General features: G+C 74.4%; 17 protein-coding genes. 5 read left to right on the plus strand and 12 right to left on the minus strand.

The window, feature by feature from the left end:
• Window positions 1–464 precede the first annotated feature (464 nt).
• Together ACFY32_RS08835 and ptsP are read left to right on the plus strand one after the other, a co-directional pair.
• Window positions 465–914, plus strand: a complete 450-nt coding sequence (locus ACFY32_RS08835) for a PTS glucose transporter subunit IIA (RefSeq protein ID WP_359193921.1) — start codon at window positions 465–467, stop codon at window positions 912–914.
• 73 nt (window positions 915–987) lie between these two features.
• Window positions 988–2,658, plus strand: a complete 1,671-nt coding sequence (gene ptsP, locus ACFY32_RS08840; protein ID WP_359193924.1) for a phosphoenolpyruvate--protein phosphotransferase — start codon at window positions 988–990, stop codon at window positions 2,656–2,658.
• Window positions 2,659–2,718: 60 nt separating this feature from the next.
• Here the strand turns inward: ptsP and ACFY32_RS08845 are convergent, their stop codons facing one another.
• Together ACFY32_RS08845 and ACFY32_RS08850 are read right to left on the minus strand one after the other, a co-directional pair.
• Complete coding sequence (locus tag ACFY32_RS08845; RefSeq protein ID WP_390673776.1) at window positions 2,719–3,609, minus strand: hypothetical protein; 891 nt, start codon at window positions 3,607–3,609, stop codon at window positions 2,719–2,721.
• Window positions 3,610–3,679: 70 nt separating this feature from the next.
• Complete coding sequence (locus ACFY32_RS08850) at window positions 3,680–5,656, minus strand: acetoacetate--CoA ligase (RefSeq protein ID WP_359193930.1); 1,977 nt, start codon at window positions 5,654–5,656, stop codon at window positions 3,680–3,682.
• Window positions 5,657–5,870: 214 nt separating this feature from the next.
• On the opposite strand from ACFY32_RS08850, the gene ACFY32_RS08855 reads away from it, so the two are divergent.
• Window positions 5,871–8,234, plus strand: a complete 2,364-nt coding sequence (locus ACFY32_RS08855) for a glycoside hydrolase family 31 protein (RefSeq protein WP_390673777.1) — start codon at window positions 5,871–5,873, stop codon at window positions 8,232–8,234.
• A gap of 142 nt (window positions 8,235–8,376) precedes the next feature.
• On the opposite strand, the gene ACFY32_RS08860 is transcribed toward ACFY32_RS08855, so the two are convergent.
• Window positions 8,377–8,910, minus strand: coding sequence for an NUDIX domain-containing protein (locus ACFY32_RS08860; RefSeq protein ID WP_390673778.1), 534 nt, complete (start codon window positions 8,908–8,910; stop codon window positions 8,377–8,379).
• 47 nt (window positions 8,911–8,957) lie between these two features.
• Complete coding sequence (locus tag ACFY32_RS08865) at window positions 8,958–9,770, minus strand: M15 family metallopeptidase (RefSeq protein WP_359193937.1); 813 nt, start codon at window positions 9,768–9,770, stop codon at window positions 8,958–8,960.
• Between the two features lie 130 nt (window positions 9,771–9,900).
• Between ACFY32_RS08865 and ACFY32_RS08870 the strand changes: the two genes are divergently transcribed.
• Window positions 9,901–11,535 carry an EAL domain-containing protein gene (locus tag ACFY32_RS08870; RefSeq protein WP_390673779.1) on the plus strand — a complete coding sequence of 545 codons (1,635 nt, stop codon included), beginning with the start codon at window positions 9,901–9,903 and terminating at the stop codon, window positions 11,533–11,535.
• Window positions 11,536–11,781: 246 nt separating this feature from the next.
• Here ACFY32_RS08870 and ACFY32_RS08875 read toward each other — a convergent pair whose 3' ends face one another.
• From ACFY32_RS08875 to ACFY32_RS08890, 4 genes are read right to left on the minus strand one after another with little or no spacing between them, the layout of a single operon-like run.
• Window positions 11,782–12,390 (minus strand): ATP/GTP-binding protein, encoded by a 609-nt coding sequence (locus tag ACFY32_RS08875; RefSeq protein WP_359193943.1) that lies wholly within the window; start codon window positions 12,388–12,390, stop codon window positions 11,782–11,784.
• A 13-nt stretch (window positions 12,391–12,403) separates the two neighbouring features.
• A complete protein-coding gene (locus tag ACFY32_RS08880) occupies window positions 12,404–12,799 on the minus strand; it encodes a DUF742 domain-containing protein (protein ID WP_359193945.1) in 396 nt (131 codons plus the stop codon).
• Between the two features lie 9 nt (window positions 12,800–12,808).
• Window positions 12,809–13,243 (minus strand): roadblock/LC7 domain-containing protein, encoded by a 435-nt coding sequence (locus ACFY32_RS08885; RefSeq protein WP_359193948.1) that lies wholly within the window; start codon window positions 13,241–13,243, stop codon window positions 12,809–12,811.
• On the minus strand, window positions 13,240–15,993 hold the full coding sequence (locus tag ACFY32_RS08890; protein ID WP_390673780.1) for a nitrate- and nitrite sensing domain-containing protein: 2,754 nt from the start codon (window positions 15,991–15,993) through the stop codon (window positions 13,240–13,242). Before ACFY32_RS08890 ends, ACFY32_RS08885 begins: the two co-directional genes overlap by 4 nt.
• 441 nt (window positions 15,994–16,434) lie before the next feature.
• Here ACFY32_RS08890 and ACFY32_RS08895 point away from each other — a divergent pair, with 441 nt between their 5' ends.
• On the plus strand, window positions 16,435–16,983 hold the full coding sequence (locus tag ACFY32_RS08895) for a hypothetical protein (protein ID WP_390673781.1): 549 nt from the start codon (window positions 16,435–16,437) through the stop codon (window positions 16,981–16,983).
• A 166-nt stretch (window positions 16,984–17,149) separates the two neighbouring features.
• Here the strand turns inward: ACFY32_RS08895 and ACFY32_RS08900 are convergent, their stop codons facing one another.
• From ACFY32_RS08900 to ACFY32_RS08915, 4 genes are all read right to left on the minus strand, one after another.
• Window positions 17,150–21,829 carry a hypothetical protein gene (locus tag ACFY32_RS08900; protein ID WP_390673782.1) on the minus strand — a complete coding sequence of 1,560 codons (4,680 nt, stop codon included), beginning with the start codon at window positions 21,827–21,829 and terminating at the stop codon, window positions 17,150–17,152.
• A 45-nt stretch (window positions 21,830–21,874) separates the two neighbouring features.
• Window positions 21,875–22,759 carry a hypothetical protein gene (locus ACFY32_RS08905; protein WP_359193955.1) on the minus strand — a complete coding sequence of 295 codons (885 nt, stop codon included), beginning with the start codon at window positions 22,757–22,759 and terminating at the stop codon, window positions 21,875–21,877.
• A gap of 46 nt (window positions 22,760–22,805) precedes the next feature.
• Window positions 22,806–24,335 carry a hypothetical protein gene (locus tag ACFY32_RS08910; RefSeq protein ID WP_359193957.1) on the minus strand — a complete coding sequence of 510 codons (1,530 nt, stop codon included), beginning with the start codon at window positions 24,333–24,335 and terminating at the stop codon, window positions 22,806–22,808.
• Window positions 24,336–24,482: 147 nt separating this feature from the next.
• Window positions 24,483–25,178 (minus strand): GntR family transcriptional regulator, encoded by a 696-nt coding sequence (locus ACFY32_RS08915; protein WP_359193960.1) that lies wholly within the window; start codon window positions 25,176–25,178, stop codon window positions 24,483–24,485.
• Window positions 25,179–25,288: the final 110 nt, after the last annotated feature.

A 25,288-nucleotide genomic window follows, 5' to 3' on the forward strand; every position in this document is an offset into this window, starting at 1 on the left:
CCGATCGGAACCGATCAGGTCGGGGTATCAACATATCTGGCGTTGACTTTTGGCACGCTGTTGAGTTCTCAAGGAACGGACGCTTCCTTTGTACTTACCCGAGAGACTCTCTCAGGCTTTCCTCCGGGCGCTTCCCTTCGGTGTTTCCAACACTATCAGGCTTTTCCAGTCCCTCTGACCACCCTCCTGCGGACATGCAGGAGTGGAGCCGAAGATTAGGATCTGACAGGTTGGTCGCTGCCGGGTGAGGACGCGTGGTCGCGCCGCTCCGTCTCCAGCAGGAGTATCGACTGTACACGGAGCCGTGGAACGGGTGCAAATCGATGGGGACTGTGGTCTAGACCTCTATTCGGGAGCACTCATGCGGAACCGGTACTTCCTATGACATACCCTGCTGCTCAACGTGCCGTCCGGGACAGGCAGCGACGGCCGCCCATCTGCATCTCCACTCTGGGAGGCTTCCCATGACCACCGTGTCGTCCCCGCTGGCAGGACGCGCCATCGGACTGGCCGCCGTGCCCGATCCGGTCTTCTCCGGGGCCATGGTCGGCCCAGGCACCGCCATCGACCCCGTCCGGGAGCCCTCCGCGGCGGTCGCTCCCGTGGACGGGGTGATCGTGTCCCTGCACCCGCACGCCTTCGTGGTGGTGAACGAGAGCGGGCACGGCGTGCTGACGCACCTCGGCATCGACACCGTGCAGCTCAACGGCGAGGGCTTCGAGCTGCTCGTGAACAAGGGCGACACCGTGACCCGCGGCCAGGCGGTCGTCCGCTGGGACCCGGCCGCCGTCGAGGCCGCCGGCAAGTCGCCGGTCTGCCCGGTCGTCGCGCTGGAGGCCACCGCCGAATCCCTCTCCGAAGTCCGTGAGGACGGCGAGGTGGCGGCCGGCGAAAGCCTTTTCCTCTGGCAGTGACATCGGGTGCCGTCGCGTGACGGCCGGCAGGACAACCACCGCGGCGGGCGCCGCACTAACGGAGACGGGTGAGATGGAGACAACGCTGCGAGGCGTCGGTGTGAGCCACGGTGTGGCCATAGGCGAGGTCCGGCACATGGGGACGGCGGTGCTGGAGCCGCCCGCCAAGCAGATCCCGGCGGAGGAGGCGGAGCGCGAGCAGGGGCGTGCGCGTCAGGCCGTGGAGGCCGTGGCCGCCGATCTGATGGCGCGCGGCAACCTGGCGGGCGGCGAAGCCCAGGCGGTGCTCGAGGCGCAGGCCATGATGGCCCAGGACCCCGAGCTGATGGCGGACGTCGAACGGCGTATCGCCGTCGGCAGTACGGCCGAGCGCGCGGTGTACGACGCCTTCGCGGCGTACCGGGCGCTGCTGGCCGGTGCCGGGGAGTACCTGGCCGGCCGGGTCGCCGACCTCGACGACGTGCGCAACCGCATCGTCGCGCGGCTGCTCGGGGTGCCCATGCCGGGGGTGCCGGACAGTGACGAGCCGTACGTGCTCATCGCGCGGGACCTGGCGCCGGCGGACACCGCGCTGCTGGACCCGGCCCTGGTGCTCGGGTTCGTCACCGAGGAGGGCGGGCCGACCAGCCACAGCGCGATCCTGGCGCGGGCGCTCGGAGTGCCGGCCGTGGTGGCGCTGCCGGGCGCGGGCGAGCTGCCCGAGGGCACGGTGATCGCGGTGGACGGCAGCAGCGGCGAGATCTTCGTGAACCCCAGTGCGGAGAAGAAGGCGCAGATGGAGGCGCAGGCCGCCGAGCGGAAGGCCGCGCTGGCCGCCGCGACCGGGCCGGGGGCGACCTCCGACGGGCACAAGGTGCCGTTGCTGGCCAACATCGGCGGGCCGGCGGACGTGGCCGCCGCGGTGGAGGCCGGGGCGGAGGGAGTCGGACTCTTCCGTACCGAGTTCCTCTTCCTGGACGACAGCGAGAGCGCGCCGTCCGAGGAGAAGCAGGTCGCGGCCTACCGGCAGGTGCTGGAGGCGTTCCCCGAGGGGCGCGTGGTGGTGCGCGTGCTGGACGCGGGCGCGGATAAGCCGCTGGACTTCCTGACCCCGGCCGACGAGCCGAACCCGGCACTGGGCGTGCGCGGGCTGCGGACGCTGCTGGACCACCCGGAGGTGCTGCGCACCCAGCTCACGGCGCTGGCGAAGGCGGCCGAGGGGCTTCCGGTGCACCTGGAGGTCATGGCGCCGATGGTGGCGGACCGGGCCGACGCCAAGGCGTTCGCGGACGCCTGCCGCGAGGCCGGGCTGCGGGCGAAGTACGGGGCCATGGTGGAGATCCCGTCGGCCGCGCTGCGGGCGCGTTCGATCCTGCGGGAGGTCGAGTTCCTGTCGCTGGGGACGAACGACCTCGCGCAGTACACCTTCGCGGCCGACCGTCAGGTGGGTGCGGTGTCCCGGCTTCAGGACCCGTGGCAGCCCGCGCTGCTCGACCTGGTGGCGCTGGCCGCCGAGGCGGCGAAGGCCGAGGGCAAGAGCTGCGGGGTGTGCGGTGAGGCGGCGTCCGACCCGCTGCTGGCATGTGTGCTGACCGGGCTGGGTGTCACCTCTCTGTCCATGGGCGCGGCGTCGCTTCCTTATGTCCGGGCGTCGCTGGCCAAGTTCACGCTCGCCCAGTGCGAGCGGGCGGCGGCGGCCGCACGGGCCGCGGACAGTGCCGAGGAGGCACGTCACGCGGCGCAGGCGGTGCTGTCCGGCGAGTAGGGACCGGATGTGGTGGTCCGAAGGGGCGCTCCGCCTGTGGGTGGGGCGCCCCTCCGGCGTTCAGTGGTGGTGGTCCGGCCGGGGTTCGTCGTCGCCGAGGTCGGGCGGCTCGCAGTAGTCGACGCCCGGTTCCGGTGAGATGAGGTCGCCGGAGTCGGCGTCGGTGCAGTAGGCGTCGAAGACCTCGCTCGCGGTGAGGGGGGTGAGGCCGTGGCCGCGCAGGCGCCAGCCGTAGATGCGGTCGGGGTGGCCGGGACTGGTGGTGCGCATGACGAGTCCGCCGGGGGTGTGGGTGGCCAGGCCGACGGCGAGGACGCTGGTGAATTCCAGGGCCTCGGCCTCGTCGAGGTGTGTGGTGCCGTCGGTGTCCTCGTCGGCGTGCAGGACGGAGACGAGGGTCTCCGGGGCCGCGGAGACGCTGCAGACCAGGTGGCGGTCGCCGGGTGGGGCGGTGTCCAGGACGCGGGTGAGCAGGTGTGAGGCGCGGGTGAAGGCGGCTCGGCCGATGTCCTGGCCGCAGGAGGCGCAGGTGCCGAGGCGGGCCAGCAGGGTGCTGGCGTACTCCCAGGTGGCCTGGCGGACCGCTTCATCGACGAGGGTCGGCAGGAGGTCGGCGAGGGGCTGGCCCTCGTACGGGACGGTCGGCCCGGTGGCGGCGAGTTCGGCGGTGAAGCGGGTGCGGCTGGTGTGGTGGTCGGGGTCGAGACCCGACTTCGCGCAATAGTCGGCGTACTCCTCGGGGTCGAAGAGGGCGATGGTGGTGTGGGAGCCCTGGAGGGCGCGGGTCCTGAGGACGGCCTCGACGTGCCCCAGGTAGGCGGTGTGGTCGTGGAAGGTGAAGCTTCGGTAGCGCCGCATGGCGCGGAAGTCGTGTTCGTCGGTGAGCAGGCCGATGGTGCCGGCGATCTCGCGGCGCAGGACGCGTCGCGGGGTCAGGTCGGTGTGCGTCATGTTTCCCCCTGTGTGCACGGTCGATCGATGCTCACTCACCGTAACCGCGGGCACTGACAACGGGCCGGGATCAGGGGCGTCGGCGGGCCAGGTCCTCGTAGAAGCGCAGGAGGTCGAGGTTGTCGATGGAGCCGGGGTTGACCGCCTTTTCCAGGGGGGTGCCCTGGAGGAGGCGTTTGACGGGGACCTCGATGCGCTTGCCGGTGAGGGTGTGGGGGATGCCGGGGACCTGGACGATCTCGTCGGGGACGTGGCGGGGGGAGAGCTGTTCGCGGATCGTCCGTGTGATTCGGGCCCGGAGGGTGTCGTCGAGGACGGCTCCGGGGGCCAGGTGGACGAACAGGGGCATCCAGTAGCCGCCGTCGGGCTGTTCGACGCCGATGACGAGGGACTCCCTGATCTCGGGCAGGCGTTCGACGGCTTCGTAGATGTCGGCGGAGCCCATGCGGACGCCCTGCCGGTTGAGGGTGGAGTCGGAGCGGCCGTGGATGACGACGGTGCCGCGTGAGGTGACGGTGATCCAGTCGCCGTGGCGCCAGACGCCGGGGTAGGTGTCGAAGTAACTGTCGTGGTAGCGGCTGCCGTCGGGGTCGTTCCAGAAGTGGATCGGCATGGACGGCATGGGGTTGGTGACGACGAGTTCGCCGAGCTCGTCGGTCAAAGGGCTGCCGCCGGGGTCCCAGGACTGGAGGTCGGTGCCGAGTCCGGGGGCCTGGAGTTCGCCGATGTGGACCGGGAGGGTGGGGACGGCGCCGGCGAAGCAGGAGCAGACGTCGGTGCCGCCGCTGACGGAGGCGATCCACAGGTCGGCGCCGGCGGCCGCGAACTCGTCGTGCAGCCAGCGGAAGCCGTCCGGCGGGAGGGGTGAGCCGGTGGTCGCGACGCACTGGACCTTCGACAGGTCGTGGTCGCGGGCGGGGTGGACGCCGGCCTTGCGGCAGGCCATGACGTAGGCGGCGGAGGTGCCGAACAGGGTGGTGCCGGTGCGTTCGGCGACGTGCCACTGGGCGCCGGTGTCCGGGAAGCCGGGGCTGCCGTCGTAGAGGACGACCGTGGTGCCGGTGAGCAGGCCGGAGACAAGGAAGTTCCACATCATCCAGCCGGTGGACGTGTACCAGAAGAAGCGGTCCTCGGGGCCGAGGTCGCAGTGCAGGCCGAGCTGTTTGAGGTGTTCGACCAGGATGCCGCCCTGGGACTGGACGATGGCCTTGGGCAGGCCGGTGGTGCCGGAGGAGTAGAGCACCCACAGGGGGTGGTCGAAGGGGACCTGCTCGAAGACGGGGTCGGTGTCGGCGGCGGTCAGGGCCTGCCAGTCCAGGGTGCCGTCGGGGGCGTCGGTGCCGAGCAGCGGGATGTGCACCACCGCGCGGAGGGTGGGCAGTTCGCGGCGGAGTTCGGCGACCACCGCGCGGCGGTCGTGTTCCTTGCCGCCGTAGCGGTAGCCGTCGACCGTGAACAGGACGACCGGTTCGACCTGCTGGAAGCGGTCCAGGACGGCGCGGGCGCCGAAGTCGGGGGCGCAGGAGGTCCAGACGCCGCCCACGGCGGCGGTGGCGAGGAGGGCGACGACGGCCTGGGGGACGTTGGGGAGGTAGCCGCTGACGCGGTCACCCGGGCGTACGCCGAGGGCGCGCAGTTCGGCGGCGAGGGAGCCGACCTGGCGGCGCAGCTCTCCCCAGGTGACCGGGCGCGGTTCGTGGGTCTCGTCGACGTACAGGAGGGCCGGTTCGTCCGCGCGGGTGGCGGCCGCGCGCAGGGCGTGTTCGGCGTAGTTCAGTCTGGCGCCGGGGAACCACTGGGCGCCGGGCATCGCGCGGTCGCCCAGCACCCGCGCGCAGGGGGTGGAGAAACGGACGTCGAACCACTCGGTGACGGCCTGCCAGAAGGTGTCGAGTCGCTCGACGGACCAGCGGTGCAGCGCCGGGTAGCCGCCGGTCGCGGGGGCGCCGTGGTGTTCGGCGGCCCAGGTCTGGAAGCGGGTGATCGCGGCTCGGGCGATGCGCTGCGGATCGGGCTGCCAGAGAAGCTGGGGGTTCACGGTCGTCATGGGGCGGCTCCCGGACTGTGCGCGTCGTGTGCGTCGTCCCGCGCACGGGCTGGGGTGTGCGCGTGACGCGGCTGACGCGGACGATGCCATGTGATCGACTTCTGCACCAGGGTGCGCCGCACATAGTCGCCATCGTGAAGATGTGGTCCCGGCACGGGTGAACGGGAGTTGAACGGCGCCCGTTCGAGGGTCGGTCGGTGGCAGGGTGAGCAGCATGGACGGTCGTGACCTGGTGCGTTCGGTGAGAATGGTGGGTTCGTTGCGGACGGGTCAGGGGTTGCGGACCGTACGGGCGGCCTGGCGTCGGCGGCGGGCCGACGCCGTGGGGCTGGAGCGGCGGGGGGCCGAGCGGGCCCGGGTGCCGGGCCTGCTGCGGGAGGCGGAGTCCGGGCCGGGCGGGGGCGTGGTCCGCTTCGAGCGTTCGGAGCTGCGCATCCTGGTGGCCGTGAACGGTGCCGTCTTCTGGAGCTGGGACGGGGCCGGTCCGGAGCCCTCGTACGCGCTGGCGCGGTGTCCCGAGCCCGATCCGCGGGCGGCCCTGGAGCCGGACAAGGACGGTGGCTGGCGGGTGGTGGCCGAGCGGGTGACGGTGGCCGTCTCCAGGCACGGCGCGGTGGAGGTGCGTACGCCGGGCGGGGTGACGCTGCGGCACGAACTGCCGCCCCGGTGGTGGGAGCCGGTCGATGGGGGCCGGGCGCGGTGGCTCCAGCGTTCGGAGGTGACCGCCGACGCGCGGTTCTTCGGGCTCGGGGGGCGTGCCTCGGGGCCCAGGCTGCGGGACGGGACGTACCGGCTGTGGAACACCGATGCGGGGGCGGCGTCCGGGCCCGGGGACGGTCCGCTGTCCGTGACGATGCCGGTGCAGGTGGTGGTGGCCGACGCGGGCACGCACCTGGTGTTCTACGACAGCTCCTGGGACGGGTCCGTGGTGCTGCGGGAGGGCGAGGAGGGGGCCGGGTCGGGGCACGACCGGCCGGGGACCAGCGTGCTGCGGATGGAAGGGGGGCCGCTGCGCTGCTGGGTGTCGGTGGGGACGCCCGCGCGGGTGCTGCTCACCTGGGCCGCGCTGACCGGTGCGCCCGCGCTGCCGCCCGCGTGGGCGCTCGGGCACCATCACGCGCGGCGGGGCGTCGGCGATGAGCAGGAGGTGCGGCGGATCGTCGCCGGCTACCAGGAGCGGGGGCTGGCGCTGGACGCCGTGCACCTGGACGCCGGTCCCTCCGGCGGGCACCGGGTGTTCGGCGTCGACGAGGAGCGGTTCCCCAAGCTGCCGCAGCTCGCCGAGGACCTGCGGGCGGACGGCATCCGGCTGGTGTCGGCCGTCGGTCCCGCGGTCCGGGCGGAGTCCGGTGACGCCGTGTACGACGGCGGGGCGGCCCGGGACGCGTTCGTCCGGGACGCCGCCGGGGAGGTCGTGCGGGGGGTGGCGCGGTCCGGGGAGGCGGTCTTCCCCGACTTCACGCACGCGGGCGTACGTGCGTGGTGGGGCGGTCTGTACGAGCGGCACCTGGGGCAGGGCTTCACGGGGTTCTGGCACGGCACGGACGAGCCGACGTCGTTCGCCGCGTTCGGGGAGCCGGCGCTGCCGCGTTCGGCCCGGCACGCCCTGGAGGGCGGCGGGGGTGACCACCGGGAGGCGCACAACGTGTACGGGCTGTGCATGGCCCGCGCCGGGTACGAGGGGCTGCGCGAGCTGGTGCCCGGACAGCGGCCGTTCGTGGTCTCGCGGTCCGGCTGGGCCGGCCTGCAGCGCTACGGCGGTACCTGGTCCGGGGAGGTGGCCACGGGCTGGGCGGGGCTGCGGGCGTCACTGGCGCTGGTGCTGGGGCTCGGGCTGTGCGGGGTGCCGTACTCGGGGCCGGACATCGGGGGCTTCGACGGCAGTCCGTCGCCGGAGCTGTATCTGCGGTGGTTCCAACTGGGCGCGTATCTGCCGCTGTTCCGGACGCACGCGGGTGCGAGGGCGGGACGGCGGGAGCCGTGGGAGTTCGGGGACGAGGTGCTGGCGCACGCACGCGTGGCGCTCGTCGAACGGCGGCGGCTGCTGCCGTACTTCATGACGCTGGCGCATCTCGCCCGGCGCACCGGCGCCCCGTACGTGCGGCCCCTGTGGTGGTCGGCACCGGAGGACCGGGCGCTGCGGGACTGCGAGGACGCCTTCCTGCTGGGTGACTGTCTGCTGGTGGCGCCGGTGCTCGCCCCGGGGACGCAGCGGCGCGCGGTAAAGCTGCCGCGCGGGCGCTGGTACGACACGGCCACCGGACGGGCGTACGAGGGGCCGGCCCAGGTGCTGGTCGAGACGCCGTCCGCGCGGCTCCCGGTGTTCGCCCGCGCGGGGGCGGTCCTTCCGGTGCGCGGCGCCGACGGCGGCCTGGAACTGGAGGTGTGGGCGCCCGCCCGGGGACGCACCGGGGGCGGGCTGGTCGTGCCGGACGCGGGCGACGGATTCGCCGAACCGGAGATCGAACGGTACGCCGCCCGCTGGCAGGGCCCGCGGCTGGTGGTCGAGCGGGAGGGCGTGGACGGCGGGAGCGGGTCGCCGTATCCGGTGCGGGTGCGGGGGCTGGCGGAGGGCTGACCTCCCGCACGGTCCGCGGGGCCGTGGACGGCGGTACGGGTCTGAGTGCCGTACGCGGGGGCCGGCCTCCGTACGGCACTTGACGGGCTGGTGCCCGTGCTGCCCTGAGCGCCGTGCGGGCGAGCCGGCGTCCGGGCGTGGCTCAGTACCGTCCCTCGAACCAGGCGCGGACGGCGACGGAGTGCAGGGGGAAGGCGAGTTCCTCGGGGCGGCGCAGCAGGTGCCAGCCCTGTGTCTCGTCCGTGGGGGCGGAGGGCGGGAGGCCGTCGGCCGGCCGCTCGGGGAGCAGCCCGAAGAGGAGCAGGTGGCCGTCGGGCGCGCTCATGGCGTCGGCCAGGCGTACGTCGCGGCTCGGCGCGTCGATGCCGGTCTCCTCCTTGAGTTCGCGGACGACGGCCTGCCGCCAGTCCTCGCGGTCGTCGACATAGCCGCCGGGCAGTGCCGTGCCCCCGCGTGCGGGGGACACGGTCCGGGTGATGACCACCAGGGAGGTGCCTTGGGTGTCGTACACGGGCTGGAGGGCGATGGCCACCGGCAGCGGGTTGCGGTACGCGACGGTGCCGCAGGCCGGGCAGGTGCGGGGCCAGCCGGAGACGCCCGCTCCGTAGGGCGTGCCGCAGCTCGAACAGTGCGAGCCCGGGGAGGAGTTGGGGACGTGGGTTTGATTCTCGGACACGCGGCGGACTGTAGCCGATCGTGGTACGGACGTCTCCGGCGGGCGGCTCAGCGGCGGCCGGTCAGGGAAGCGGCCGAGACGGGGAAGTCGAAGTAGGTGTCCGGGTACGCCTCGGGCTTGTAGGTGAAGTGCCACCACTCCTCGGCGAGGTTGACGAAGCCGAGGTCCTCCAGGGTGTTCTTGAGCAGCAGCCGGTGGGCGCGCTGGGCGCCCTGGACGCGCGGGTCGAGGGTGTGGGAGAGGGTGTCGAAGCAGTCGTAACCGGTGCCCATGTCGACGGAATTGTCGGGGAAGCGCTCGTCCTCGGGCGCGGTGCAGGGGACCAGGGGCCGGCCCGGGTGGTAGGGGCGGGTGGGGCGGGACGGGAGCGGGACGAGGGTGAGGTCGACGGTCGAGCCTCGGCTGTGGCCGGACTTCTCGGCGATGTAACCGTCGGCGAACAGGCGGGTCTTGTCGACGTTCGGGTAGAACTCCGCCTTCATCCGCTGGTCGTCGAGGTCCTGGGCCCAGCGGACGAAGTGGTCGACGGCGCGCTGCGGCCGGTAGCAGTCGTACACCTTGAGGGAGTAGCCCTGGCGGCGGAGTGCGGTCTGGGCCTCGGCGAGGGCCTCGGCGGCGGGGCGTGTGAGGACGCACAGGGGCTGCCGGTAGCCGTCGACGCGCTCGCCGACGAAGTTGTGCGGGGTGAAGTAGCGGATGTCCTCGATGATCGTCGGGGCGACGCTCCGCAGGGCGACGAAGTCCCGCGGGGCCTTCGGGTCGCCGGTCGTCGCGTGCGCGGCGGTGGGGGCGGCGGTGACGGTGAGCAGGGCGGTGAGGGTGGTGACGAGGGTGCGGAGGGAGCCGGAGAGTCGTGTCATGTCCCCTGCATCTATCAGGAAGGTGCTCCGTCGCGGAAGTGGCCCCCGCGGACGGTCGCCGGGCGGTACGGGTGCGTGAACGTCTCATGAACTGGCCCTGGGGGTGCGCTCGCGGCGCCATCATGCTCGCGTGCCCTCCTGGACGGACAGCCTTCGCTTCGCCTTCCAACCGGTGGTCAATCTGATGACCGGCGGGGTCGCGGCGCTGGAGATACTCGCCCGTCCGGAGGCCGGCGACGCCCTGGCCGAGGCGCGGCGCGATCCCGAACTGGACGGCAGGCTGGCGGTGTCGGCGCTGCGGGCGGCCGTGCGCAAGGAGACGCTGCTGCCGCTGCACGTCAACGTGTTCGCGGCCACGCTCGCCGACCTCGGCGGGCTCGGGGCGCTGCACGACGCGGTGCGGGAGGCGGCGCGGCTGCCCTGGGAGGTGACGATCGACATCGGTCCGCCGTACACCCATGTGCCGTCGCGGGCGCTGCTGGAGGCGGTCGCCTCGGTGCGCGAGCAGGGGTTCCGGATCTGCGCGGACGGGGTCGGGGACGGGGACGTACCGCTGCGGGCGCTCGCGGACCTCGCGCCCGAGCTGGTGAAGCTCGACGCGTCGCTGCTGGCGCGGCCGGCGGCCGTCCGGGCGATGCGGACGCTGTGCGACGGGCTCGGGGCGCTGCTGGCGGTCGAGGGCGTGGAGACGGAGGCGCAGTGCGCGGCGGCGCGGGAGGCCGGGGCGCAGTGGGCGCAGGGCGAGCTGTTCGCGCCCCCGGCCCGGCTGCCCGCGGCGGACGTGTACGTTCCGCCGCGCTCCCCCGCCGTCTCGCCGGTACCGCGGTCGGGGCCGTCGGTACGGGAGTTCGTCCGGCCGGCCGCGCTGCTGCCGGTGACCGCGTCGGCGGGTCGGGTACGGGCGCTGCTGACCGGGTCGCCCGGGGTGTCCGGGGTGGTGCTGGTGGACCGGGCCGGGGTGCCGGTGCGGTCGGTGCACCGGTCGCGGTTCCTGCTGTCGATGTCGGGGCGGTACGGGCACGCGCTGTACGCCGACCGGCCCGCCGTCAGGCTGGGCGACCCGCCGCGGACGGTCGGTGCCGACGCGACGGCGCGGGAGGTACTGGACGTCGTCGCGGTCGGCGGGCGGGACCGGACCTCGGACGACGTGGCCGTCGTCGACGCGGACGGGCGGTGCGTGGGGGTCGTGCGCCTCGCCGATCTGGTACGGGCGCTGGCCGAGACGCGGGTGGAGGAGGCGGCGGGGCTCAATCCGCTGACCCGGCTGCCGGGTTCGGACGCGATCACCGTCGAGGCGGACCGGTGGATCGCCCAGGGGCGGGGGTTCGCGCTGAGCTGGGTCGACGTGGACGGCTTCAAGCAGATCAACGACACGGCCGGGTTCGCGGCGGGCGACGAGCTGATCCGGGCGGTCGGGCGGGCGCTCCAGGGGCTTGCGGCGGGATCGGCCCGGGTCGGGCACATCGGGGGCGACGACTTCGTGGTGCTGACGGAGGCGGGGGGCGGGGCGGAGCTGGACGCGCTCGTCGCCGGGGTGCTGGACGTGCCCTGGGCGGTCGGCGGGCGGGCCGTGACGCTCTCCGTCGCCACGGTGCTGTGCGCGGCGGGGAGCGTACGGGACCACCGGCAGGCGGCGGCCTGCCTGGCGCCGCTGAAGCGCGTCGCCAAGGGGCTGGGCGGCGCGAGCTGGGTGGTGGGGCGCGCCGGAACGCAGGGTCACCAGGTGCGGCGGGGGGTGAGGGCCAGGGCCGCCGGAGGGTGGTAGGGGGCGAAGTGGCGGGTGGGGCCGGGGCGTTGATCGTGTGATCGGGTGGGTGGGGTTAGGCGGGTCGTCATGCGGTCGGACAGGCGGGGCGGGGGCGGAGGGCGGTCGCCGGGGCGTGGAGGCGGGCGCCGGGCGTCGGGCACCGGGCACCGGGCGCCGGGCTCAGGGGCGTGGAGGCGGGTGCCGGGCGCCGGGGCGTCGGGCTCGGGGGCGTCGGCGGGCACGTGCGTGGGACGTGGTTCCGGGTCAGGTGGTGACGGGGCTACGGCGGCGGGCCGCTGCGTACGCCATGGCGTGCTGGACGACGCCGACGAGGATCTCCTTGACCGACTCGCGGTCCCGGGCGTCGCACATCACCAGGGGGACGCCGGAGTCCAGGTCGAGGGCCCGGCGGACGTCCTCGACCGGGTAACGGGCCGCCCCCTCGAAGCAGTTGACGCCTACGAGGAACGGAATCGCGCGCCGTTCGAAGTAGTCGACGGCGGCGAAGCAGTCCTCCAGGCGGCGGGTGTCGGCGAGGACCACCGCGCCGAGCGCGCCCTCGGACAGCTCGTCCCACATGAACCAGAAACGTTCCTGGCCGGGCGTGCCGAACAGGTAGAGCACCAGGTCCTCGCGGAGCGTGATGCGGCCGAAGTCCATGGCCACGGTGGTGGTGTGCTTGCCCTCGACGCCCTTGAGGTCGTCGACCGGGCGCCCGGCCTCGGTGAGCAGTTCCTCGGTGCGCAGCGGCCTGATCTCGCTGACCGCGCCGACGAGGGTGGTTTTGCCCGCGCCGAAGCCGCCGGCCACCAGGATCTTGAGCGTGACGGGCTCGACGGGGTGCTTGCCGCCCTGGGAACGCCCGAGGACCATCGTTTCCTTCTCCTCACAGGGCCCGGAGGCCGTTGATCACATCACGCAGAACGCTTTCGTCCGGCAGCTCGGCCGGGGGCACGGGCCGGTTCACATGCACCAGGTCGGCGGCCACCAGGTCACCGACGAGTACGCGGACCACGCCGATGGGCAGGTCGAGTTCGGCGGCGAGTTCGGCGACCGACTGGGGCGTCTCCCGGCAGCGGCCGACGATGTCGACGTGCTCCGGGGAGAGCGTGGTGTCGGCTTCCGGATCGTCCGCGTGCGGTTCCGCGACGACCACCGCGATCAGGTCGAGGCGGTGCTGGGCCGCGCTGGTGGTGCGGCCCCGCGTCATGGCGTACGGACGGACTACGGGTCCGGCCTCGTCGTCGAACCAGTGAAGTCTTGCCTGACCGTCTGCGCTCATGTCATCTCACTACCCGCCCGAGGGCAGATCGGTGCGCGGCGCGGTGCCCAGGTGTGCGCCGACGCGCTTGACGAGCAGGGTCATCTCGTACGCGACCTGCCCTACGTCGGAGTCGGCGTCCGACAGGACGGCCAGGCAACTGCCGTCGCCGGCGGCGGTCACGAACAGGAACGCCTCGTCGAGTTCGACGACCGTCTGCCGGACGTCACCCGCCTCGAAGTGGCGGCCGACGCCCTTGGCGAGGCTGTGGAAGCCGGAGGCCACGGCGGCGAGATGCTCGCTGTCCTCGCGGGTGAGGTCCCTGGACGCCCCCGTCGCCAGTCCGTCCCCGGACAGGACGACGGCCTTGCGGATGCTCGCGACGCGGTCGACCAGGTCGTCGAGGAGCCAGTTGAGTTCCCCGGCGGTGGTCGTGGTCCGGCCGGTCGTCTTCGGTGCGGTCATCGACCGTCCCCCTCTTTCGTTCCTTGTGGTGCCTGTGGTGCGGGTGCTGCTTCAGGTGTTTCAGGTGTTCCAGGTCCTTCTGGGGCCTGCGGTTCTCGGGCCTGTGCTGGGGGCCGCGTCTCGTCGTCCTCGGCGTTCTCCCGGCGGCCGCGCTGCCAGCCGCGCTGGAGGGACGCCATACGGTTGCGTACTTCGTCGGCGTCCCGTTCGGCCGGGTCGGCGCGGTCCTCGGGGCGCCGCTCGGGGTCCTGCCGCAACTGGGGGGCCAGGCTGGCCTGCCGTACCCGCCGGGGCAGACCGCCGGGGGCGGCCGTGTCCTCGGGGGGTGTACCGCGCCGGCGGCGGGTCGGCAGCGCCGGTGCCGGTTCGGGGGCGTTGTGGTCGTCGCCGGGCGCCGGGGTGTCGCGCCGGGGGCGCTCGGGGACCGGGCGGCCGTGGGAGCTGACCAGCTTCGGGGTCGTACGGCGGGGCAGCGGGGCCGGGGCGCCCGGAGCGCTGCCCGCGCCCGGCCGTTCGGTCGCGTCACCGGAGCCGGGGGCCTCGCGGCCGGGCCGGTCGGGCGTGTCGTGCCGTCCGTGCCGGTCGCCGTAGCGGGCGCCCGCCGGTTCGTCCGCCGTCGGGGCGTGGGAGCGGCGGGGGCCGAACAGCCCGCCGCGGTCGCCGTCCGCGCCGCCCAGCGGGCCCGGCAGGCCGTCGAGGGCGTCCAGGTCGACGGGGGCCTCCAGTTCGACCGGCCCGTCGAGGATCGAGGCGGGCAGACCGGACGCCCGTACCGGCGTCTTGGCGAGGGACGGGCGGCCGTCCTCCTTGGCGCGCTGGGGGCGGTCGAGGCGGAAGCCGACGCCGTTGGTGTCGGGGGCGTCCTCCGTGAGCAGCGAGTCCGGCAGGAAGACGACCGCGGTGGTGCCGCCGTACGGGGAGGGCTGGAGGGAGACGCGGACGTTCTGGCGCTGGGCGAGCCGGCTGACCACGAACAGGCCGAGCCGGTCGGTGTCGGAGAGTTCGAACTCGGGTGTCTCGGCGAGCCGGAGGTTGGCGTCGAGCAGGGCGTCGGCCGTCATGCCCAGGCCCCGGTCGTGGATCTCCAGGGTGAAGCCGTTGGCGACCCGCTCGCCCAGGACCTGCACGGCGGTGTGCGGGGGCGAGAACACCGTGGCGTTCTCCAGGAGTTCGGCCACCAGGTGGGTGAGGTCGGCGACGGCGGGCCCGGTGACGGCGATCCGGGGCAGCCGGCGTACCTCGATCCGCTCGTAGTCCTCGACCTCGGCGACCGCCGCGCGGACGACGTCCATGAGCTGGACGGGCCTGCGCCACTGCCGGGAGGGCGCGGCGCCGGAGAGGATGACCAGGCCCTCGGCGTGCCGGCGCATACGGGTGGTGAGGTGGTCGAGGCGGAACAGGTCGGCCAGTTCCTCGGTGTCCTCGGTCCGGCGTTCCATGGTGTCCAGCAGGGTGAGCTGCCGGTGCAGCAGGACCTGGCTGCGGCGGGCGAGGTTGACGAAGACCTCGGAGACGCCCGCGCGGAGTTCGGCCTGTTTGACGGCGGCCTCGACGGCGGCGCGCTGGAGGGTGTTGAGGGCCTGGCCGACCTCGCCGATCTCGTTCTTGTCGTACTCCAGGCGCGGGACCTCGGTCTCCACGTCGACCTGCTCGCCCGCCGACAGGCGGCGCATCACGCTGGGCAGGCGGACGCCTGATGCCTCGTGGGCCTCCAGGCGGAGCTTTCTGAGGTCGCGGATGAGGGCGCGGCCGACGCGTACGGACAGGAACAGGGAGAACAGCAGGGCGACCACGCCGAGGGTGCCGGCGATGACCGCCTTGGTGATGACGGCCATCGCGACCGGCTCGGCCCGGTTCTCGTACCGGTCGGCGGCCTGGTCGTCGTAGGTGCCCAGTTCGTCCAGCACGTCCCCGGCGACCGTGTCCCAGCTCTTGGCGTCGATGCCGCCGGGCGTGCCGGAGCCGGCGGCGATGACGGCGTCCTCGGCGGCGCGCAGGGGCGCGGAGGAGGCGTTCTGCCAGAACCGTTCGTAGCGTTCGCGCTCCGCGACCGGCAGCGACGGCAGGGTGACGTCGTACATCATGGTGCGCTGGGCGACCAGGTCGGAGACGTCGTCGACCTCGTCCCGGGAGACGCTGCCGGTGACCAGGGCCGAGCCGAGGAGGGCGTCCTCGCGGGAGAGCAGTTCACGCGCCCGTGAGAGGTTGACCAGGGCGCGGTACTGCTTGTCCATCGCGACGTTGTCGATGACGCTGAGGTCGGCGAGGAGCAGGTGGCAGGGGTCGACCAGGCGGTTGTAGAAGCCGAGGGCCTGCTCGCGGTCGACGGTGCCGTCCTCGACGCCGCGCCGCAGGGACCGGATGCCGTCGAAGGCGTCCAGGGCGGCGGTCAGCCGCTCGTCCTCGGCCTGGTCCAGGGCGTCGCGGACATCGGAGCCGGCGGCGTTGCCGCGGATCTCGGCGATGGCCTCGTCGGTGGCGGCGCGGCTGCGCCGGAGGTCGGCGAGGCCGTCGGAGGCGCGGGGGTCGGCCAGGTAGACCAGGGTCTGGCGGCGTTCCTGCTGGAGGACCCGGACGGTGTCCTCCATGGGATAGCCGATCTCCTCGATCAGCGTGGAGACGGTGAACAGCCGGCTCGCCTCGCGCCAGGTGAGCACCGTGGCGAAGGCCCAGATCACGGTCAACGACACCAGCGGCACGAGAAGCAGCGCCACGATCTTCCGGCGGATCGACTTCCCGCGAAAGCGCATGGCCTCCCCCAGCTCGAACCCCACCGGCAGGGGCACGGATGTACGTCAACAAACGGCGCGAGCCTACTACTCACCCACGGATAACTCGAAGACCCGTCCGGACGGCGAACTCCCCTGTACGCGGCATTGGATGGTCAGTTGTCCGGCCATTGCGGGAGATTGCGTCCCGGGAACCGTGGGGCGGGCACGGAGGGCTGGCCGGGCGGGTGCGGCGACCGGTTGGCCGGAATTCCTCGCCGCTCGGCCATCTTCCGGGAATCCCCGGGAATCTTGAGGAAGGGCCGCTCGTCCTACTCTTCGGGAGATGGGGGCGGAATCGGCCACAGGAGCCGCATCCCGCATCCGTGCGGCGTGAATGAGTGCAAGCCGGGCAGCCACAGGGGAGTCGGGTCCTTCGGGACGGGGCGAAGCGGTCTGCCGGCGGTGGGGAGTGACACGGTGATGGGCACGGTGGGGCGTCGCGAGGCGCCCGATGACAGCGGCACGGTCCGGCTGAGAGCACGGCACGGGCCTCGGGCACCGGAGCGGAGGCCCGAGGCGCCCGGACCACCGGGTGACCGGCGGGACGCCGGCGACCGGGGAACCCGCGCGGGATACGCGTACCGGCCGTTGTGGGTGGAGGAGCCGGCCCGGCGGCGCAGGCTGCCGGACCCGGTGCGGACGGCCGCCGTGCGGGCGGTGCTGATAGTCGCCGTGACGCTGATCCAGGCGATGGTGGCCTTCCTGGCCGCGCTGGCCGGGTCCTGGCTGGCGTTCCCCATGGTGATCAGCGGCGTGGCCAGCACGGTGGTGGCCACCTGGGGTGTGCTCGACGTCTGGGTGACCCGGCAGGTGTGGAAGCAGCGGCACGGGGTGGTGTCGGTCCCGAGCAGCACCGCGCGGGCGCTGCGGCGCGAGCGCCGTCGGGCCCGGCGGCGGGCCCGCGCCATGGAGCGGACGCGGGAGCGGATACGGCGCCGGGGCGGCGCGGGGCAGTTGTCCCACCCCTGAGCGCCCCGCCGTTGCCATACCACCGGGCGGCGCCGCCGACGCCTCGGCGTTGTGCGCGCCGCCCGGCGCTGTCGGCGCACCGGCGCCGCCCGGCGCACCGGCGTCGTGGGCGCCGGGGCGGTGTTGTCCGCGCCGGGCGGTGTTGTCCGCGTCGGGCGGCCGGGCGTCAGGCGGGCCGTTTGAACATGCGGGTGGCCGTGATCTCGCTGTGCACGGCCTCCCCCTCACCGGCCGGGGCGACCTGGGGCAGACCGGGCCGCAGGTGTTCCTCCACGCTGATGTACTTCAGCCCGGCGCGCAGGTCGGCGTCGTTGCGCAGCCGGATCACCAGGGGGAACTCGGCGAGCGCGGTGGTGTCGAACAGGCCCGTGGTGTAGAGGAGCTGCACCCCGAGCGCGTCGGACACGGCCCGCTGGAGTTCCAGCAGGTACGTGGCGTTGGCGCGGCCGATGGGATTGTCGAGGAACAGGGTGCCGGCGTACCGGTGCTTGTCCCGGCCCCGGTCGTTGGAGCGCAGCGCGGCCATCGTGCAGTACAGGGCGATGGCGGCGGTGAGCAACTGGCCGCCGGAGAAGACGTCGCCCATCTGTCCGACGGGGACGCGCTCGGCGCGCAGCACCGCGTCGGGCTTGAGGATCTCCACCGCGACGCCCTTGGGCCGCAGCGCCGCCGCGACCCCGCGCAGCAGCAGGGACATACCGTCGCGCCGCAGGTCGGAGTTCTTCTTCACGGCCGCCCGGGTCGCCTCGTCGATCACCTCGCCGAGCCGCTCGGTGAGGGTGGCCTGGTCGGGTTCCTCGAAGCGGATACGGAGGAACTCCTGCCCGGACCACTCCCCGAGCCCCTCCGGAAGCCGGGAGAGCCGCTGGGCGGAGCGCAGGGTGGCGAGGGCGGATTCGACCAGGCCGCGCAGCCGGTCCACGATCGAGTCGCGGTTGCGCTCCAACTGGGCGAGTTCGTCGGTGAGGACGCGCAGCCGGGGCGCGAAGGCGTCCGCCCACTTCTGCGCGTGCTCGGGCAGCGCGGAGGTGGGCAGTTCGCGGATCTGCTGCCGCGCGGGGGTGCGGACCTGCTCGTAGCGCGTGGAGTTGGCGTGCCGGACCAGGATGTCGCTCGCCTCGCGCACGGCGGAGTCGGCGGCGGACAGGTCGGCGGCGCAGGCGCGCAGTGCGCGGCGGGTCTCGGCGGCGGACTGCCGGGCCTCGTCCAGGCTCCCGGGGTAGGGCTCGGGGTCCTCCTGGTCCTCCTCGGGGTGCTCGCGCAGCAGGTCGCGGAGCATGGCGGCGATCTCGTCGAAGCCGCCGGCCGCGTCCTCGGCGGCGCGGTGCGCGTCGAGGAGTCCGGCGTGCGCCTCGCGGGCCTGGGCCAGGGCCTCGGTGCGGGAGGCGAGTTCGGCGGTGGCGGTGCGCAGCAGCGTCTGCGCGTGCTCGGCGTCGCGCGGGACGAGGTCCCCGGGCAGTTCGGTGTGGGCCTCGCCGTCCTCGGGGGCGAGCCGCTCGGCCTCGCCGCGCAGCCGGCCGAGCTGCTCGCTGGCGCCGGTCATCCTGGTCTCCAGCAACTGCACCAGTTCCTCGGCGCGGGCGGCGGCGGCCTGCCGGGACGGGCCGTCGGAGCCGTCGGGCGACTGGAGGAGCTGCTCGGCGCGGGTGCGGACCTTGTTGCTGAGCCGGTCCAGCTCGGCGCGGGCGGCGCTCTCGTCGCTCTCCGCGCGGGCCTGCTCGGCCCTGAGGTCGGCGCCGACGCCGACCTTCTCGTACAACTGCGAGGCGGCCCGGTACGCCTCCCGCAGCGCGGGCAGCGACGCGGCGGACGGCCGCGCACCGTCCTCCGGTACGTCGTCGGGGGCGCCGGCGATCTCGGCGCGCTCGGCGCGCAGCGCGCGGGCGGTGCGGCGGGCGTCGTCGGCGGCGCGCTGGGCGGCGCGGCGGTCCTCGTCGGCGGCGCGGGCCCGCTCCAGGCAGGTCTGGGCGCGGGTCTCGGCCTCGGTGGCCTCGTCGGCCAGCTCCCGCAGTCCGGCCTGCCAGCCGGCCCGTTCGCGCAGCCGGAAGGCGAGTCCGGCGAGGGCGTCGGCGGCGCGGCGGGCCTTCTGCGCGGCCTCCTGCCGTTCGTCGCGGACCCGGACGGCCTCGGCGGCGGTCTCGTCGGCCTCCGCGCGGGCGGTGCGGGCCTCGGTCAGCTCGGCCTCGGACTCCTCGGCGAAGGCGCCCGCCTCCTCGGCGGCGCGGGCCAGTTCGGCGAGCCGGCCGGGCGGGCAGCCCGTGCGCCAGGAGGCGAGGCGGGCGGCCAGCTCGCGGTCCTTGCCGAGCCGGGCGGCGAGGGCGCGGATCTCCTCGTCGCGGGCGGTCGCCCGAGCGCGCAGCGCGTGCCGTTCCTCGTCGGCGGCCTGCTCGTCGTGCATGGCCGGGTTCGGCGGGACGAGGAACACCTCGCCGTCGTCAACCCCGGCGGCGGGGGCCGGGGCGAGCAGGGCGGCGGCCGTGCCGACGGCGACGGCGGAGCGGGGCAGCAGCGCGGCGTCGCCGAGGGCCTCGCGGGCGCGGGCGTGTGAGTCGGGGTCGGTGATGATCACGCCGTCGACCAGCTCGGGCCGGGCGGCCAGGACACGCGCGTGGTCGGCGGGGTCGACGGCCTGGGCGAGATAGCGCCAGCCGGGCAGGGCCGGGATGCCGTGCTCGCCGAGGTACTCCACGGTGGCCAGGACGTCGGGGCCGGGCGGCAGCAGCCCGCCGTCACCGAGGGCGCCGAGGATGCGGGCGTCGTCGGCGGCGGCGGTGCGCAGCTCGAACAACTGGCGTTCGGCGGCGGAGACGGCGTCGTCGAGCAGCTCGCGCAGCTCGTCGGCGAAACGGTCGAGTTCCTCCGCGGTGAGGGCGGTGTCGCCGGGAGCGGCGTTGCCGGGGGCGGTGTCGCTGGTGGCCGTATCGCCGGGGGCGGTCGGGGCGGGCCGGTTGCCGCGCCCGGCGTCCTGCCGGGGTGCGGGGATGCCGGGGCGTCCGCCGGGGGCGGCCAGGCCGAGCAGTTCGGCCAGCCGCTCCTCGGCGGCCAGGGCCTCGGCGGTGCGGCGCTCCGCCTCGTGGGCGCGGGCCGCCGCGGCGGCCGCGTCCGCCGCGCGGGCCGCCGTCAGTTCGGCGCGGCTCTCGGCGGCGGCGGCCTCACGCGCGTGCTCGGTGGCCCGGCGGGCCGCCTCCCGGGCGGTGTCCCAGGCGGCGACGGCGCTCTTCTCGGCGTCGCTGGCGGCGAGGGCGGCGCGGGCCGGGTCGGCGTCGGGGGTGCTGTCGTCGAGCCAGCCGGCCCGGACGGCCTCGGCGGTCTCCTGCTCGACCTCGGTGAGCCGCTGGCGCAGGTGTCCGGCCTCGCTGCGGGCGCGCTGGGCCTCGGTGGCGGCGGCGGTGGCGTCCCGGTGGGCGGTGTCGCCGGTCTCCTGGAGGACGGCGGACCGCTCCTCCTCCTCGTTGGCCTGGGCCTCGGCCTGCCCGGCCGCCGCGTGCAGGGCGCGGACGAGGTCGACGGCGGCCCTGGCACGGGCGGCGAGGGCGGGGGCGGCGTCCCGCTCGGCCTCCTGGATCGCGGCGGACACCCGGGCGACGCGGTCGGCGGCGGCGCGGTGGCGCAGTACCGCCTCGGCGGCCTGCCAGGCGGCGTGCAGGGTGCGGGCGTCGGCCAGCTCGCGCTTCTGCGCGGCGGCGGACTTCTCGGCGGCGGCGAGGGCCAGCGAGGCGTGCCGGTAGGCGAGTTCGGCGGCGACCAGCGCGGCGCGCTCCCGGGCCGCCCCGGCGTGGGTGACGGCGGACGCGGCGCCGGTGACGCGCTGGGCGAGGTCGGCGGCGCGGACCCGCTCCTGGGCGCCGCGCGCCGAGAGGCGGCGGGCGAGGGTCCTGGTGCGGCGCTCGGCGGCGGTGTGGACCTCCCGCGCGCGTGTGCGGGCGTCGGCGGCCTCCACGATCCGGCCGAGCAGGTCGGCGCTGCCGGCGGTGAAGTCCCGTTCGGCCATCAGCTCGGCGCGCCGGCCCAGCTTGTTGCCGAAGCCGCTGACCAGGTCGGCGAGTCCGTCGGTGTCGCGGGTGTCGGTGACCGCGCGCAGCAGCAGGTCGGTGAAGTCGGCGTCCTTCTTGACGGCGAAGAGACCGGCGGCCTCGCCCTCGTCGGCGTTCATCTCCCGCTGGTAGCGGAAGAGTTCGGGGTCCAGGCCCAGGTCGCCGAGGTGCTCGGTCCAGCGCTCGTGGATCTCCTCCCAGTGCACCTCCAGGTGCGGGTACGCCTTGCCCGCCTCGGTCAGCGCGTCCCGGAAGCCCTTCATGGTGCGCCGCCGGCCCTGCGCCCCGGAGGCGCCCTCGACGGGCGGGCGTACGGCGGTGGACTCGGCGACCGGCAGGCTGTCCAGGGAGAGCCCGGGGCCGGGCCGGAAGGAGTACCACGCCTCGGCGAACTTGCGCGGGTCGTTGGAGACCTGGCGTCCCCGCCACTCGCTGACCTTGCCGACGACGACGCACTCGCCGGTCAGCACGTGCTGCCACTCCAGGGCCACGTGCCCGCAGTCGTCGGCCAGGAGGAACTTGCGCAGCACGCCGGAGCTGGCGCCGCCGAGGGTGTTGCGGTGGCCCGGCAGCATCACCGAGAAGATCAGCTTCAGCAGGACGGACTTGCCGCCGCCGTTCTCCAGGAAGAGCACGCCGGCGGGCGCGGGGCGGCGCGGCGGGCCGACGGGCTCCTCCTCGAAGAACTCCCCCTGCGCGGGCGCGGGGTCGGGCACGGGCTCTCCGACGCCCCGCAGGTCAAGCACGGTGTCGGCATAGCGCGCACCGGCGGGACCGATGGAGTAGAGGCGGACCCGGGACAGCTCGTACATGGCGGACTCTCGTCAGTCTTCGTTGCGTCGTGGGGGGGGGCGGGGTCAGGAGGAGTGGAACGGCAGCCCGGCGTCGGCCACCAGCTCCAGGGCGTCGGTGTCCTCGGGGGGCAGCAGGGTCGGCGTGCCGTCGGTGACCGGGACGACGCCCAGTTCCAGCAGCTCGGCCAGCGCGGCACTGCCGGCCATGTCGCGCACCTGGAGCTGGTAGCGGGCGGTCGTGCGGTACGTGCCGCCGTGCTCGTCGCCGGTGCGCTGGAGGAAGCCGGAGTCGGTGAGGAAGGCGACGGCCTTGCCGACGATGCCGGTGGTGGAGCCGGGGAGTCTGCGGGCGTCCTTGGTGGCGCCGGTGGCGCTGCGCCGGGCCCAGATCCGCCAGGCGGCCTCCAGGCCGGGGGCGTCGCTGACCGGGTCGGTGTTCTCGCCCTGCTCGGCGGCGCGCTCCTCCAGGCGGTGGCACGCCTGGCGGACGAAGGAGTCGACGCCGTTGACGGTGACGCGGCCGATGTAGCCGTCGTCGGCGAGGTCCTCGGGGCGGGGGAACGCCATGGCGGCGACGGCGAGATGGGCCAGTCCGTGCAGGAAGCGGTCGCCCGAGTCGGCGGCGGCGCGGCGCGCGTAGTCGCCCATGCGGACGGCGAACACCGAGTCCTCGGCGGCGGTCACGGCCATGCCCGCACGCGGGGACACCTCCAGGACGATCAGCCCGAGGCCGGCCGCGACGGCGTCGGCGAGCCGGGCGAACGGGGGGTCCTCGCGGTAGCGGCGGAGCAGGTCGGCGTACTCCTGGTCGCGGGCGGGCAGCAGCTTGGGCTGGAGACCGAAGGCGACCAGCCGGGCCGCGTCGGCGGCATCGGCGGGCGTGACCGCGGCGGCGGCCGGCGCGGTGCCCTGGGGCTCCGGTTCGCTCCAGTCGGCGTGCTCGGTCACGGTCGGGGCTCCTTGCTGCGGGGGGTGTTGTGGGTGTGCGCGGCGGTCACGCCGCCTCCGTCCGGTCGGCGGCCATGCCGGCCGCGTCCAGCAGGGCCGTGCCCACGACGAGGTCGGCGCCGCCGAACTCGGGGTCGTCCAGTTCGGTGCCGTCGTCCACGGCGAAGAGCAGCTTCCGCTCGCCCTGCCGGTAGGCGGTGCCGACCGGCGGGCTGGCCGCGTGGACCGCCAGCAGGGCGACGAGGTAGGCCAGGTCCGGGTCGCCGGTCGCGCGGGCCTCGGCGAGCAGCCCGGAGAGCCGGCGCGGCGCGTCGTGCGGCAGGTCGAGCAGCTCCATGGCGACGGCGAGCTGCTCCTCGCTGAAGCGGCTGTCGTCGGGGGTGGCGATCAGGTCGGGCTCGGGCATCTCGGCGCCCAGGTGCTCGCGCTCGACGGGCGGTGTCAGCAGGATGTCGACGAGGTCGCCGACCCGCACGGAGACCGGCGTGCGCAGCCCGGTGCCGTGCGCGAAGAACGCGTCGGTGACGCGCAGCGCGCCCTCCAGGGGCAGCGGCAGGACGGGCGCGAGGAGGTGGCCGTAGAGGTCGGTCCCGGAGGTGGCGAGGGGGGTGGCGAACGCCTGCCGGTCCTGCTCGGCGCGGAAGAGGGGGCCCGCCTCCAGCAGCCGGGACTGGAGCTGGGTGTGCCGGCGGATGCAGTCCTTGACGATGTCGACCAGCTCGGCCGCGCGGCGCTTGTGCTCGGGGTCCTCGGACTCGTCGCGGGCCTTGCGGATGTTGGTGAGGATCGCGTTCTCGTGGCGGTACCGGTCGGCGACGTGGTCGAGGGCCTCGGCGATCATGTCGGGGACGGCGTTGAGCCAGTCCACCGCGCGGACGTTGCGCCGGGTGGCGTCGAGGGCCTTGCGGAGGGTCTCGGAGTACTGCACGGTCCGGTACCGGGCCTGCTCGGCGGCCAACTGGGCGTCGGCGAGCCGGCCCCGGCTGATCAGCACCTCCAGCTTGACCTCGGCGGCGATCTGGGCGCTGGTGACGTCGGTGTCGAGGGCGCCCACCAGGACGTTGACCGCCTCGTCGGTGGTGCGCAGGTAGACGGTGCCGCCGGGGCCGGGGACCTCTTCGAGCAGCTTGAAGTCGTAGTCGCGGCGCACATAGGTGCCGTCGGGGTCGAACGTGCCGTACACCGCGCGGAAGCCGCGGTCGACGCTGCCGACGTTGATCAGGTTCTCCAGGACCCAGCGGGCCACCCGCTCGTGCTCGGCGGCGGGGCGGCGCGGGGCCTGGGCGGCGACGCGGGGGACGAGCCGGGCCACGACCTGGTCGTGGTCGGCGCCCGTGTCGAAGTCCATGTTGAGCGTGACCAGGTCGATGGCGGCGAGGGCGATCTCCGCCATGCCGTACACCGAGTACTCGCCGGCGAGGTTGGCCTTGCGGGCGTCGAGGTCGTGCAGGGGGGCGGTGCAGGCGAGCGCGCGCAGGCGCCGCGCCAGTCCCTCGTCGGCGGCCGGGCCCGTCGCGGGGCGCGGCCCCGCGCTGAGCTGGGGCGGAACGCTGTCCGTCGGTGCAGGCGAAGTCACGGTGCACAGACTAGGTGCTGGGTCCGACAACGACCCAAACGGTACGCACGCCCCCGGCCGCACCGGCGTCCGGGCAGCGCGCCGGCCGCCTCACCGGGCCACGACGAGCACCCCGGGGACCCGCGGCGGACACCCGTGAGTCCCGCCTCAGCCCTCCTCCCCCACCCGCCGCCGGTACACCTCCACGAGCCTCTCCAGCGAGTTCCCGAGGTACACCGCGAGCAGGCGCTCGGCGCCGCCGCGGTCCCCGGCCCGCAGGGCCTCCAGGATCTCCTGGTTGCGGGCGAGGTACGGCTCGTGCAGGGCCCGCCAGTCGTCCACCACGTGGAAGGCGAGGCGGAGTTCGGCGAAGACGCTGCGCATCACCTCGTCGGTGCGCTCGCTGCCGGCCAGGGCGACCAGTTCCCGGTGGAAGTGGATGTTGGCGGTGCCCACCCGTTTCCAGTCGCCCTCGCCCGCCGCCCGCCGCCCCTCCTCGACCGACCCGGCGAGCGCGTCCAGCGCGTACGGCGGCTCGCCGAGGCCGCGGACGACGGCGCACTCCACGAGGGTGCGGGTGCGGTAGATGTCCTCGACGTCGTCGACGGTCAGGACCCGGACGAAGACCCCCCGGTTCAGCTCGTGCACGAGCAGGCGCTCGTGGGTGAGCAGCCGGAACGCCTCGCGCAGCGTGTTGCGGGAGACGCCGAGGGCGCCGCCGATGCTGTCCTCCGACAGCCTGGTCCCGGGCGGGAAGAAGCCCTCGGAGATCCGGCTCCTGAGGATGTCCGAGACCCGCTCGGCGGTGCTGGTGCGCCCCAGGAGCGCCCGGTCGTCCGCGAGTTGGGCGAGCTGCTCTGCCATGCCCGGAATTCAACCGCAGACACCGGAACGAGACAACATGGGTATTGAGGGATCGTTGAACGATACTCTACGGTGCTGGGCACGGCTCATTCCGCACGCACCCTCCGTCC

Source organism: Streptomyces sp. NPDC000134 (assembly GCF_042899225.1).
Taxonomy (GTDB): Bacteria; Actinomycetota; Actinomycetes; order Streptomycetales; family Streptomycetaceae; genus Streptomyces.